The sequence below is a fragment of the Mycobacterium sp. 1081908.1 genome (assembly GCF_001673535.1).
Lineage (GTDB): Bacteria > Actinomycetota > Actinomycetes > Mycobacteriales > Mycobacteriaceae > Mycobacterium.
The window spans coordinates 37,583-50,374 of record NZ_LZLY01000097.1; the positions used below are offsets into that span (position 1 = coordinate 37,583).

General features: G+C 66.6%; 10 protein-coding genes. All 10 read right to left on the reverse strand.

Features of this window, described 5'->3' with window-relative positions; translation table 11 throughout:
- Window positions 1–32: 32 nt before the first annotated feature.
- Entirely contained in the window at window positions 33–1,715 is a 1,683-nt protein-coding gene (locus A5655_RS14065; protein WP_067011013.1) for an MCE family protein, read from the reverse strand.
- On the reverse strand, window positions 1,716–3,146 hold the full coding sequence (locus A5655_RS14070; protein ID WP_082978656.1) for an MCE family protein: 1,431 nt from the start codon (window positions 3,144–3,146) through the stop codon (window positions 1,716–1,718). It abuts the gene before it with no gap.
- Entirely contained in the window at window positions 3,143–4,588 is a 1,446-nt protein-coding gene (locus A5655_RS14075) for an MCE family protein (protein ID WP_067011015.1), read from the reverse strand. Before A5655_RS14075 ends, A5655_RS14070 begins: the two co-directional genes overlap by 4 nt.
- Window positions 4,585–5,667, reverse strand: a complete 1,083-nt coding sequence (locus tag A5655_RS14080; protein WP_067011017.1) for an MCE family protein — start codon at window positions 5,665–5,667, stop codon at window positions 4,585–4,587. The genes A5655_RS14075 and A5655_RS14080 overlap by 4 nt, the downstream gene beginning before the upstream one ends.
- Window positions 5,660–6,700, reverse strand: coding sequence for an MCE family protein (locus A5655_RS14085; protein ID WP_067011019.1), 1,041 nt, complete (start codon window positions 6,698–6,700; stop codon window positions 5,660–5,662). The genes A5655_RS14080 and A5655_RS14085 overlap by 8 nt, the downstream gene beginning before the upstream one ends.
- Window positions 6,697–7,974 carry an MCE family protein gene (locus A5655_RS14090; protein WP_067011021.1) on the reverse strand — a complete coding sequence of 426 codons (1,278 nt, stop codon included), beginning with the start codon at window positions 7,972–7,974 and terminating at the stop codon, window positions 6,697–6,699. Before A5655_RS14090 ends, A5655_RS14085 begins: the two co-directional genes overlap by 4 nt.
- A gap of 19 nt (window positions 7,975–7,993) precedes the next feature.
- A complete protein-coding gene (locus A5655_RS14095; protein WP_067011277.1) occupies window positions 7,994–8,839 on the reverse strand; it encodes an ABC transporter permease in 846 nt (281 codons plus the stop codon).
- Between the two features lie 22 nt (window positions 8,840–8,861).
- Window positions 8,862–9,680: an ABC transporter permease gene (locus A5655_RS14100; protein WP_067011023.1), complete on the reverse strand. Its 819-nt coding sequence runs from the start codon at window positions 9,678–9,680 to the stop codon at window positions 8,862–8,864.
- A 362-nt stretch (window positions 9,681–10,042) separates the two neighbouring features.
- Window positions 10,043–11,248 carry a CaiB/BaiF CoA-transferase family protein gene (locus tag A5655_RS14105; RefSeq protein ID WP_067011025.1) on the reverse strand — a complete coding sequence of 402 codons (1,206 nt, stop codon included), beginning with the start codon at window positions 11,246–11,248 and terminating at the stop codon, window positions 10,043–10,045.
- Window positions 11,245–12,762, reverse strand: coding sequence for an aldehyde dehydrogenase family protein (locus A5655_RS14110; RefSeq protein ID WP_067011027.1), 1,518 nt, complete (start codon window positions 12,760–12,762; stop codon window positions 11,245–11,247). The genes A5655_RS14105 and A5655_RS14110 overlap by 4 nt, the downstream gene beginning before the upstream one ends.
- Window positions 12,763–12,792: the final 30 nt, after the last annotated feature.

Genomic DNA, 12,792 nt, shown 5'->3' on the forward strand with positions numbered 1-12,792 from the left:
CCGGTTCACCCGACGATGGCCCTGCGCGGGCATCAGGTGGCGAACATGTCCTTCCACGTTTTCGGCGCCTTGGGCGACGTGGGCTTGACCAGATCCGATTGCCGGTAAACGTGGCCATCCGGGGTCACGTAGGTGCCGTTGCGCGGGTTGTACTGGGCGATCGCCACCGATGGACCGCTCTGAGACTCGTTGTGCCCGAATGCACTTGGCGCGGCCGAAGGCCCCGCGGGAGGCCCCGCCGGCGCCGCCGGCGCCGCAGCCGGCGCCGGCGACCCGGCGGGGGCAGCGGGAACGTCGATCGGCGCAATCGGTGACACCTCCCCCATCTGCGCCAACGGGCTGAGCGGCGCCGCGGGCGGCGGCAAGGCCGATGCCGGCGGCGTTCCCCGCGGCACCGCGCCCGGCGGCAGCGGCGTTCCCTCCACCGGCCCGAAGATTCTTTCGCGGTTCCAGTTGACCCGGTCGTCGGGCGGGATGCCCTGCGCGATGAGGTTCGGGTCCAGCGGGTAAGTGCCGAACACGTGCTGTCTCATCGCCAACGGCTCGAAAGGCTTGTCGCTCTCGCAGATTTCGACGGTGGGCGCGCGTTTCCCCGGCTGTCCCATGCAGGGATAGTTTCGGGCACCGCGCACCGCGATGGGCGAATCCTGCGGCAGTTTGCAGTACAGCCCGTCCGGCGTGTCGATGGTGCGGGTGTCGGCTGCGGAACGCCATTGGCTCGGCGGCAGGAAGCCGACCGTGCAGGCGGGTGGGTCACTGATGATGAGATTGAAGGCGCCCGTGGCCAATCCGGTCGGCGACTTCGTGCCGACGAACGACTGAATCGCCGCGGTGAACGGCGGCAGCAAAACCAGAATCTGTTCGATCGAAGCGTGATAGGTCACGCCGATCTGGCCGATCGTGGTCAGGTTCGCAAGCAGCACCGGCAACGTCGGTTTGATTTGGTCGAGCAGCCGGGACGCCTCGTTGAGGGCTCCAGGCCCCTGTTGCAGCAGGGTGCGGAACTGTGGGTCGTCCTTCGCCAGCTGGCCGCTGAATCCGGCGAGGCTGCGCGCCCACGTCCGGATCGAATCGGCGGTCTGGGCTTGCGCGTCCAGGAAGGGCCCGGTGTCTTCGGTCAGGTTCCGTGTCTGGTCGGCGACACCGTTGAGGTCACCCGAGACCCGTGCCGAACTGTCGAACAGCGATCCGAAATCGTAACCGCTGCCGTTGAATGCCTTGAACGACTCGTCGAGCAACTGACCGAGCTTGCCCTTGGGGATGCTGTTGATCAACGCGCTGGACTGGTCGAGCACTGGGCCGATCGGTTGGGGGATCGTCGTGTCGTTCATCGCGATCACCGAGCCGTCGTGCAGGTAAGGCGGCGAGTCGTTGCGGGGCCGCAGATCGACGTAATACTCGCCCACCGCGGAGATGCTCAGCACCTCCGCCTTCAGGTCCGCCGGTATCTTCGGCGAAGTATCAAGGGACAGCGTGGCTTTCGCGCCATCGGGGGTCAGCCCCACCGCGGTCACCTTGCCGATCTGCACCCCTCGGTAGGTCACATTGCTGAAGCGGTACAGGCCACCGGTGGCGGGCAGTTTCAGCGTGACCGTCATCTTGCCGATGCCGAGCAGGGTCGGCGCCTGGACGTACCACAACGCCATGACGACCACACCGACGATCCCGACGATCGTGAAGATCGCCAACTGGATACGGACAAACCGGGTCAGCATCTACGAGCCCCCGTCCGTCGGCTGGCTCGGGGTCGGGGTCGCGCCCGGCACCGGGGCACCCTGGTCGGCCGGCGCGGCAGCGCCCGCCGGCGGCGGACCGGGCAGCGTCGCTGTCGGCGACTGCTGCGCGTCGGGACCGAGCCACCTCAGGCCCGCGATCAACGGCGACACCGGTGGCGGTGCCGCGGGCGGCGGTGTGTCTGCCGATTGCTGGTTCACCGGCCCCGGCGCCGCGGCCGGCGGCGGTCCGGGCAGCGGCCGCCCCCAGGGTGGCGGTGGCCCGAAGGGTGCCGGTTCCCCGGTCGGTCCGGGCTTGCTGAGCGCCCCGGGCGCCCCGGGCGGTGCACCGTATCGGAATTGCAGGTATTCCGGATCCGCGGGCCCGGGCACGGCCTCGGCACCGATCCGCTCCCAATGGGTGCCGCGGAGGATGCCCTTGCGCAGCCCGGCGTTCGTCAGATCGATGATGAAATACCCGTTGAGGTAGTCGCCCCGGATGTACCGGTCGATGATGCTCTGGGCCCACGGGAACGTCGGCGCGTACGCGAGGGCGGCGTCCAAATCCGGCCCGATGTCGGCGAGCGCACCGAGTGCCGGCGCGAGGTTCGTCAAGTTCTTCACCAAGTCATCGCCCGCGTCGTTGACGAGCCTGGTCGCGGTGTTGCTGAACGTCCCGAGCTTGTTCAGCGCGGTCGTGATGCGGGGGCGCTCCTTGATCAGGACGTCCAGTGCGGGCGGAATCTTGTACAGCGCCTGGGTGATCACGTCGCGCTGGGCGGCGAACGTGCCGGACAGGCGATTGAGGGCATGTATCGACGCGACGAGATTGTCGCGCTGCTGGTCGAGTGTGCCCACGAACCGGTCGAGGCGCTCGAGCAGATCCCGAACGGCGCCTTCGTTTCCCGAGAGGGCGGCGTTGAAGTTGTGGATGATGTCCCCGAATTGACCCAGCCCGCCGGCGTTGAGGATCACCGACAGCGACGACAGCGTCTGTTCGGTCGACGGATAGGTGGACGAGCGGTTCAGCGGGATCGTGGCGCCCGGCTGCAGGCGTCCGGACGCCGGCTGGCCCAGCGGCGGATTGAGCGCCAGATGCATGGAACCCAGCAGGCTGGTCTGGCCGACGCTGGCCACCGCGTTGGCGGGGATCACCGTGCCGGGCTTTACCGAGATTTCAACGTCGGCGTGCCATCCCCGCACCGTCATCTTGCTGATGCTGCCGACGATGACATCGTCGATCATTACCGGCGAATTCGGTTCCATCGTAACGACGTTGGCGAGTTCCACGTGGTAGGTGGTGGCACCCGGGCCTCGTCCCACCGCGCCCGGCAACGGCAGCGAGTTCAGGCCGTTGAACGCGCATCCGCTCACCGCGAGCATGACGCAGCAGACGATGCCGAGCACGCGCCGCATCGCGATCCGGGGGGTCATGGTTGCGCTCCTTCACCCGGGAGCAGCATGTCCTGAAGGTTCGCAGGGGCGCCCGGCGGCGGCGAGGGCGGCGGTGCTGCGGCGGGCGGCGGTTCCCCCGGCGGGGGTTCCGGCATCGCCGCGCCCGGGATCCGCCCCATCGGCACCGAACCCGGCGGCCCAACCGGGTCTCCCGGCAGCCCGGTGTACGCGGAAACGGCCGGCGGCATCAACGGCGGGCCGGGCCTGGGCCCCTCACCGCCGGGCTTCAGCCGATCCTCGCTGTAGACAACGTTTTCGGGGGCGAACGAGGGAGCCAGGATCGGGTTGACCGGAATCGGGAGATAGTTGAAGTTGACGATGAAGTTCGGGTTGAACACCTTCAGCGCCGGGCTCAGATACAGGCCGCACAGCTTGCCCGTCTCTACGGCGGTGACGTTCTCGATGGCCCCGATGCCCGCACACCACGCATACGTCGGATTGGTGAAGTTCTGCAGGCCGACGCCGCCGCGGATGTTGCCGGAGTCAGGGTCGTAGGCGTTGTAGGCGTTTGCGAGCGCGGTCGGCGAGATGTGTAGCACGTTTTTCAACGCCATCTTTTGGTCGACGAGTATCTGTGTCAGGTCGGCCAGCCGCGAAATCTGTTCGGAGGTCGCATCACGACTGCCGGCGATGAACCGCTGCACCTCGCCGACCGCGTTCGCCAGGTCCGTCAGCGCCGCGTCCAAATCGGACTTGTTGTCGTCGAGCACGCTGGTCAGCGTCGCCAGCCGGTTGTCGAACTGCACGATCTGCACATTGCTTTCGCGCAGCGCCCCGACGAATGCCTGCAGGTTCTTGATGATGTCGACCAGGTTGCCGCTGCCTTCGGCGAAGACCCGGGCGACCCCGGACAGTTGGGCCAGCGTCTGGTGCAGCTTCTCGCCGTTGCCGCCGCCCAGCGCGTCGGCTGCACTGTCGATGAACCGCGCCACCGACGGAGTGGACACCTTGCTGTTGGGACCCAATTCCGTTGCCAGACGCATCAATTGCTCTTTGACCTGGTCCCATTCGACGGGCACCGCCGTCCGTTCGATCGGTATCACCGCGCCGTCACGCATGGTGGGGCCGCTCGACCGGTAGGCCGGCGTGAGCTGTACGTAGCGCGCCGCCACCAGGTTTTGGGCGACGATCACCGCCTTCGCGTCCGACGGAATGGGCACGCTGCGATCGACGTGCATCACCAGCTTCGCCCGGGTCCCCTGGGGCTGAATGGACGAGATGGTGCCGACCTTCATGCCGGACACCCGCACGTCGTCGCCGGGATAGATCGCGGTGGCCGTGGGGAAGTAAGCGGTGATGGTCGTCGGACGAAAGAAGGTGTTGCGGATGGCGATCGCCGCGCCGACGACAACGAGACCCGCCAGCACGATCGCCAGTCCCACCTTGAGCTTGTTGCGCGGAATCGCCCGTAGCCCCGTCATGGCCGCCCTCCCGGGTCCTGGTTGAACGGGAACGGGAAGAAGGCCCGCGGCCCGGCGGTGTCCGGCGGCTGACCGGGCGCGCCGTAGGCGCGGAACCCGAAGGCGTAGTCGAACAACCACTGGAAGAATTCAAGCTGGAAAAGGTTGGGGATGAACGGGTTGTAGTAGTAGCCGCTCGAGACGGTCTCCCCCTGCGTCAGCTCGTATTTCGCCAGTCCGGGAAGCGCTTTGGCGAGATTGTCGCGGTTCTTTTCCAGGACCGCCGTCACGGAGTTCAGTTTTTCCAGGGTCGGCGCCAGCTTCGCTTCGTTGTCGTGCACTATGCCGGAGAGCTGCCGGGCCACCGCGGACGTGCTGGCCAGCAGCCGCACGATCGCCTGGCGCCGCGCCACCAGCATCGACAATAAGTCATTGGCGTTGAGGATCAGTGTGTTCAGCTGCTGGCTACGTTGCCCGAGGACGCCGGTGACGTCGGCGGCGCCCTTGAGCAACTGCCCGAGCGTCTGGTTGCGGGCGTTGAGGGTCTGGGAAAGCCGGCTCACCCCGTCGAACGCGGGACCCAGTTGCGGCGCAACCTGATTCAGCGTCGCCGACAGCGTGTCAAGGGACTGGTTGAGCGACTCGGTGTTGGTTCCCTGCAGGTCGGTCGTCAGGTCGTTGACGGCCTCGGACAGCGAATACGGCGAGGAGGTGCGCGACACCGGGATGACGGCCATCGGATGCAAGTTGCCGGTGCCCGCGGAGTCGACCGTGAGCACCCGCTGGCCCAACAGCGAACCGGTCTTGATGTGTGCGGTGCTGGCCGAGCCGAGCAGGATGTTGCCCTTGGCGGTGAACGTCACCAGCACGTCGCCGTGCTGCAGCGACATGCCCGTCACGCTGCCGACCTTGATTCCCGAAATCGTCACGTCGTTGCCCAGCGCGAGGCCACCGGCATCAGCGAACAGCGCCTGGTAACGGACCGTGGTGGCCCGCTGGACCAGCTGATCGGGGTTCAGCCCGACGGCGATGACCAGGGCTATGAGGACGGCGCCGATGAATCCGGCCTTGATGAGGCCCGCTCCGCGATACTTATTCATCGGGGTCCTTCGGTTCCGCGCACCGCCCGGTGGTCTGGTGTTTGATGCCCACTTCCACCGTCCGGTACTGCAAGTCGGACACCCGCAGCGACAGTCCGCACAGGTAGTAGGGGAACCATGCACCGTACGACCCGAGCCTGAGCAGTTTGCGGTAGTTGTGCGGCAACTTCTGCAGCGAGGTGTCGATCAGGTTCTTGTCCTTGTCCAGCAGCGGGGCCAGCCGATTCGCCTGGTCCACCGTCGCGGCCAGCGGTTGGCGGGCGCGGGTGAGCAGATCCGCGATCGATGCGGTGCCGTTGTCCAGGGCCGTGATCGCGGTGCCGATGGTGTCACGATCCTGGTCGAATCCACTGACCAATTTCTCCAGGCGGTCGATGGCGCCGGAGAACTTGGTGCCGTCCTTGTCGACGGTGGCCACCACTGCGTTGAGGTTGTCGATCAGCTCCTGCACCGTCTGGTTGTTGTCGGCCAACGTGTTGGAGAACGACGACGTCTTCGACAGTAGCGACTGCAGGGTCCCGCCCTCGCCCTGGAAGACCTGGATGAGCGCCGCGCTCAGCGCGTTGACGTCTTGCGGATTGAGGCCCTGGGTAACGGGTTTCAGCCCGCCCAGCAGCAGATCGATGTCCAGGGCCGGCGCCGTCCGATCGAGCGGGATCTCCGATCCCGCCGGCAGGACCTTGGTGGACCCCGGGCCGTCGGTCAGCTCGAGATAGCGATCACCGACCAGGTTCAGGTAGCGAACCACGGCGCGGGTGCCGGTGGTCAGCACCACGCTGCGGTCGGCGTCGAACTTCACCTCGACCTTCTTGTCGGCGCGCAGCTTGACGCTGTTGACCGTGCCCACCCGGATGCCGGCGACCCGGACGGTCTCGCCGGTCTTCAGCCGCGACACGTCGGTGAAGAGCGCCGAATACCCGTTCGTCGAACCGGTGGTGTACTGCCCAAAGATGAAGAACAGGAACACGGTCAGCACGACCATCACGGTGGCGAACGCCCCGAACTTGAGGATCATCCCGCGCGAGCCGGTCATCCGGGCATCCCGATCTGCATGGTGTTGCGAGGCGGTCCGTCGATCGGCCCGTACAGCAGCTGCTTGAGCGCATCGGAGTTGAGCAGCAGTTGCTGGTTGCCGTACTGCGTGGGGTTGGAGCCGTTGTCCGTCACCACGAACGGCGGCGCGACGTCGAAGGGCACCACCGGAAGGTCCCGGCATTGCGGCCCGCCGGTCGCCGCCACCTTGGGCAGGTTGGACGGGTAGCGGTAACGCTCGGCGCCGAGGCCGAGGACGACGGTGACCTTAACCATCGGCTCGGGCAGGTCCGGCGCATGCAGGTTCCCCAGCGACCCGGCGATGCCGCAGTACAGCGCCTGATGGTACTGGTTGAGCAGATCGGTGGTCGGCACCAGCAGATGCAGGTCGTCCGTCAGCGCTTGCCGGTTGCCGCCGACCACCTCATTGCCCAAGTCCGCCAAGCCAATCGAGCTGATCAGGAAGGCATCCAGGTTTTGTTGCTCGTCGACGATCGTCTTGCTGATCCGCACGGCATTGTCGGTCGTGGCCAGCAGGTGCGGCGCCGCGTCGGCGTAGGCCTCGCTCACCGCGGGCAGGGCCTCGAGGTCATGGCTCAGCGCGGGAAGGCTGGGCTCCTGGGTGGCCAGGAATGAATCCAGATCGCGCAGCATCTGGCCGATCTTGTGGCCGCGTCCGTTGACCGCAGACGCTAGTGCGCCGAGCGTTTCGTTGAGCTTGGCGGGATCGATCGTCGACAGCAGCGATGTGAGTTGCTGGAACACCGTGTTGATTTCGACGGTGACATGTTTGCCCTCAAGCACCTGACCCGCGCGCAGCGACTGCGGCGACGGCTCCGCGGGCGGTACCAGCTCAATGAACTTCGCGCCGAACACCGTCGTCGACGCGATATCGACGAGAACATTGGCCGGGATGAGGTGCATCTGCGACGGTTGCATCGCGAGGTGCAGGACGGCTTCGCCGTTGGGCCGCACGTCGATTGAGGCGACCTTGCCCACCTCGACGCCACGCATCTTCACCTTGGCCTCGGGGTTCATCACCAGGCCGGCGCGCGGCGAGACGACGGTAACGGGCACGCTCGTGGTGAAGGAGCCCTGAAATAGGCCTATCGCGACGGCGAAGACCAGGCCGATGAGGACGATGGTCGCCAGCCCCGCCAACGGCCGCACGTACGACTGCGCGCCGAAGTGGCGCCCGGGCGATGCCGCGACGGGCCGTGCGGCACTGGTGGTTTCGGACCGGTGAATGGGGCCCGGCCCGAGGTCACGCGTCACTGTCCTTTCACCACCTTCCCTAGCCCGACAGGTTGAAGTTGCCGTTGGTGCCGTAGATGGACAGCGAGACGAGCAGCGTCACCGACACGACGACGATCAACGAGGTTCGCACCGCGTTACCGGTCGCGACGCCGACACCGGCCGGTCCGCCCGAAGCAAAGTAGCCGAAATAGGTGTGAATCAACAAGATTGTGATCGCCATCAGGACGGCCTGCAGGAACGACCACAACAGGTCGATCGGATTGAGGAACGTCGAGAAGTAGTGCTGATACAGCCCGCCCGACTGGCCGAACAGGACCACGGTGGTGAATTGGCTCGCGAAGAACGACAGGATGACGGCAATGGAATACAGCGGCGTGATCGCCATCATTCCGGCCGCGATCCGGGTGCTGACCAGATACGAAACCGGCCGGATCGCCATGGATTCCAACGCGTCGATCTCTTCGTTGATCCGCATGGCACCCAGCTGCGCGGTCACGCCGGCGCCGAAGGTGGCCGCCAGACCGATCCCGGCGACGATCGGCGCCGCGATGCGAACATTGATGAACGCCGCCAAGAACCCGGTCAACGCCTCGATGCCGATGTTGCCCAGCGAGCTATAGCCCTGGACGGCCAGCGTGCCGCCGGCGGCCAGCGTCAAGAAGCCGACGATCACCAGCGTGCCGCCGATCATGGCCAAAGTTCCTGCGCCCATGCTGATTTCGGCGATCAGGCGGATGACTTCCCGCCGGTAATGCCGGACGGCAAAGGGGACCCCGGCAAGCGCCTTGCCGTAGAACAGCGTGTGATCGCCGATCCGGCTCAGGGTGCCGACCGGCTTTTCGAGCTGCCGCGTCAGGCGCGGGTACGTGGCTCTCAGCGTCATCACGGTATGCCCCTATACCTCCTCAGTGGCCCTTGGCCGACATGCGGATACCGATAGCCGTCACAACCACATTCACGACGAACAGCGACATGAACGCGTACACGACCGTTTCGTTGACGGCGTTGCCGACCGCCTTGGCGCCCCCACCGGACACCGTCAGCCCCCGGTAGCACGCGACCAACCCGGCGATCAGGCCGAAAAGCGCTGCCTTGACACAGGAAATGACCACCTCGGGCACGCCGGTCAGCAGGGTGATGCCGGCGGCGAACGCACCGGGATTGACGTCTTGGACGAACACCGAGAAGACGTAGCCGCCGACAATACCGATGATGACCACCAGGCTGTTCAGCAGCAGCGCCACCAGACCCGCGGCCAGCATGCGGGGTGTCACGAGGCGCTGAACCGGGTTGATGCCCAGCACCTCCATCGCGTCGATCTCTTCTCGGATCGTTCGGGATCCCAGGTCCGCGCACATCGCCGTGGAACCGGCGCCCGCCACGATCAACACCGTGACCAGTGGGCCGACCTGGGTCACCGCACCGAAGGCCGCGCCGGCCCCGGACAGGTCCGCGGCGCCCAGTTCCCGCAGCAGGATGTTTAGCGTGAAGCTGACCAGGACGGTGAACGGAATGGCCACCAGCAGGGTGGGAGCGAGCGCCACCCGGGCGACGAACCACGACTGCTCCAGAAACTCACGCCACTGGAAGGGCCGGCGGAACACGAACTTGATGGCGTCGGCCGACATCGCGAACAAGCCGCCGACGGCCTCCATGGGCTTGGAGCCCCGGCCGAGCGAAATGCCGCCGGTCCATCGCTCCGGGCCCGCGCGCTTAATCGCCATCGGCCTCAGTCCCTTCCAACATTTTCGAGACCGATGGTCTTGTTCCGCCGAATGACAGGCTGTAGATTTGGCTGGACCGACGGCCACAAACGCGAGCTACCACAGTCGAAATGCGTTGCGGACAGCCGCATTCCGGCATTCGCCTCGGTGCGACAGCCACTACCATCCTCACGCCACTCCTCCGTTCTGTCGCGTGAGTTGGCGCTTCAAAACGAGGGGCCTCGTGTCTTGAAGCGTCCGGCGATTATGACTCATGCGGTGTCCGGGCGGAATGGAAAATTCAAAACCGTTATCGGACAGCTCATCGGATGAAAAGCGGCGTTCGGCTCACACATTTCACACAGCTCCAGTCCCTGTAGTCCTCAAGTGACGGCGCCGGCCGTCTTGAGTTCGATGATGCGGTCCCAATCGAGTCCGATTTCCATCAGGATTTCGTCGGTCTGCTCGGCGAATCCGGGCGCCGGGCCGGTGCGTGGCGCCGTGACGTCGAACTGGACCGGGTTGGCCACCAGGTCGAGTTCGCCTGCGCGAACCAGGTACTCGTTGGCCCGGATTTGGGCGTCGTCGACCGCCTGCAAGGTGTCCTGCACGGGCGCCCATGGACCGGCAAGCGTGGCAAAGCGGTCGCTCCACTCGGCAAGCGTGCGGGTTGCGATCACCTTGGTCAAGATCTCGACCGCATCCGCGGTATTGGCGGCGATCGTCTCGACGGTGGCGAAGCGGGGATCGTCGGCCAGCTCCGGCAACTCGACGTGCCGGCAAACGTCGGCCCAGAACTTGGTGGGCTGCATCATCACGAAGGAGATGTAGCGGCCGTCGGAGGTGGTATACAGCCCGACCAACGGATTGTTCGGCGCGCCGTGCACGCCCGGCGGCGGCGCCTCCATCCGCTGGTCCAGATGCTTCGTCAGCGCGACCGTGTGTCCCATCGCCCAGAAGCCACTGCCCAGCAGCGACACGTCGACGACCGACGGTTCGCCGGTGCGTTCGCGCTTGAGCAACGCCGCCGCGATGCCGCCGGCGAGGTTGGTGCCGGAGATCGTGTCGCCGTAGGCCGGTCCGGGGGGCGCGATCATGCCGGGCATCCCGGCAGGGGTGATGGTCGCGGCGGTGCCGGCCCGGCACCAGAACGCGGTCATGTCGTAGCCGCCCTTTTCCGATTCGGCGCCCCGCGGGCCGAGCGCGCTCCCGCGGGCGTAGACGATGTTCGGGTTGACCGTACGAATGTCGTCGACGTCGATGCCGAACTTCTTCCGGTGAGCGGGAAGGAAGCTCGTGAGGAACACGTCGGACCGGCGGGCCAGCTCGTAGAGCACCTCTTTGCCCTCGGGCACCGCCATGTCGAGTCCGATGCTGCGCTTGCCGCGGTTGGCGTGTTCGATGTTGGGGTTCGGGTCGCCCTCGACGCGCAACATGCCGGTCTGCCGGAGCCCGCGTTGCGGGTCGCCCGTCACGGCGTGCTCGACCTTGACCACGTCGGCGCCCCACTCGGCGAGCACGGCGCCCGCGGACGGGACGAACCCGTACATGGCGACCTCCAGGACGCGGATGCCCTCCAGCGGCCTCATGCGGGCGCCCCGACAACGGGAACTGCAAAGGTCTTGCCCTCCAAGAACTCCTCCAGCCCGGCGACGCCCATCTCGCGGCCGACACCCGACTGCTTGAAGCCGCCGAACGGGCTGTCGGCGGCGAAGTAGTTGCCGCCGTTGATGGAGAACGATCCGGTCCGGATCCGGCGCGCCACCGCCAGGGCGCGGTCCTGGTCGCGGCTGAAGACCGCGCCGGCCAGTCCGTAGATCGAGTTGTTGGCGATGCGCACCGCGTCGTCGTCGTCGTCGAACGCGATGACCACCAGCACCGGTCCGAAGACCTCGTCCTGGGCGATCTCGCTGTCGGGGTCGACGTTGGTGAGCAGCGTGGGCGCATAGAAGTAGCCCGGATCCAACCGCTTGCCGCCCGTGACCAGAGTCGCGCCCGCGGCCACGGCCCGCTGGACCATTCCGTCGACCTTGTCGCGCTGGCGCTCGTTGATGAGCGGCCCCATGAGCGTCTTCGAATCGGCGGGGTCGCCGTGGCGCACCTTGGCGAAGTTGGCCGCGATCAGTTCGACGATCTCGTCGTGGTGCGACCTGGGCACCAACAGCCGCGACGTGAGCGCGCAGCCCTGCCCGGCGTGGGTGACCATGCTGAACGCCGCGAACATGCTCGCTCCGGCGAAGTCCGCGTCGTCGAGCATGATCACGGCCGACTTGCCGCCCAGCTCCAGGAAGACGCGTTTGACGGTCTCGCTGGCGGCGGCCATGATCTTGCGGCCGACGGCGGTCGATCCGGTGAAGGTGACGACGTCGACGTCGGGGCTGGTGGTCAACGCGACCCCGACGGCCGCGTCCGACGAAGTGAGGACGTTCACGACGCCGGCCGGGATGTCGGTGTGGTTGGCGATCACCTCGCCGAGCGCCAGCGTGACCAGCGGGGTGTCCGGCGCCCCCTTGAGCACCACGGTGCATCCGGCGGCCAGCGCCGGGGCCAGCTTGGCGAGCGCGAGCTGGTTCGGATAGTTGTAGGCGATGATGGCCGCCGCCACTCCCGCGGCTTCCTTCTCCACCCAGCGGTGATGAAGCATGCCCCGCGATTCGATCTCGCCGAGGTCTTCGGAGAACTGATAGGTGCGCAGCAGGTCGGCGTAGAAGCGCACGATCTTGATGGGGTCGTCGAGCTGAGCGCCCTGGGTGAGCGCGCGGGTCGCGCCGACCTCGGCGATGGTCAGCTCGCGCAGCTCCTCGGCGTGCTCGACCAGCGCCGCGTGCAACTGGTCGAGGCAGCGGATCCGCAACTCGACGTTGGTCGACCAGTCGGTCGTGTCGAAGGCGTGCCGGGCCGCCGAGATCGCCGCGTGGGCCTGCTCGACGCCGGCATCGGGCGCATGCCCGATGACCGCACCGGTGGCGGGGTTGATCGAGGGGAACGTCTTGTCGGCGGTGACGAGCCGGCCGTCAATCAGCAGTCGGCGATCGACCTGTGACTCGGGCGCGGCATCCGCGATCGTCTTCGCGGTGGTCTCTGCCGTGTCCTGCACTGGCATCCCCTACTCCCTCGTGTGGTGACGGTCACG

Coding starts and splice junctions, on each gene's coding strand:
- A5655_RS14065 (WP_067011013.1), bottom strand. CDS start 1,715: ATGCTGACCCGGTTTGTCCGTATCCAGTTGGCGATCTTCACGATCGTC.
- A5655_RS14070 (WP_082978656.1), bottom strand. CDS start 3,146: ATGACCCCCCGGATCGCGATGCGGCGCGTGCTCGGCATCGTCTGCTGC.
- A5655_RS14075 (WP_067011015.1), bottom strand. CDS start 4,588: ATGACGGGGCTACGGGCGATTCCGCGCAACAAGCTCAAGGTGGGACTG.
- A5655_RS14080 (WP_067011017.1), bottom strand. CDS start 5,667: ATGAATAAGTATCGCGGAGCGGGCCTCATCAAGGCCGGATTCATCGGC.
- A5655_RS14085 (WP_067011019.1), bottom strand. CDS start 6,700: ATGACCGGCTCGCGCGGGATGATCCTCAAGTTCGGGGCGTTCGCCACC.
- A5655_RS14095 (WP_067011277.1), bottom strand. CDS start 8,839: ATGACGCTGAGAGCCACGTACCCGCGCCTGACGCGGCAGCTCGAAAAG.
- A5655_RS14100 (WP_067011023.1), bottom strand. CDS start 9,680: ATGGCGATTAAGCGCGCGGGCCCGGAGCGATGGACCGGCGGCATTTCG.
- A5655_RS14105 (WP_067011025.1), bottom strand. CDS start 11,248: ATGAGGCCGCTGGAGGGCATCCGCGTCCTGGAGGTCGCCATGTACGGG.
- A5655_RS14110 (WP_067011027.1), bottom strand. CDS start 12,762: ATGCCAGTGCAGGACACGGCAGAGACCACCGCGAAGACGATCGCGGAT.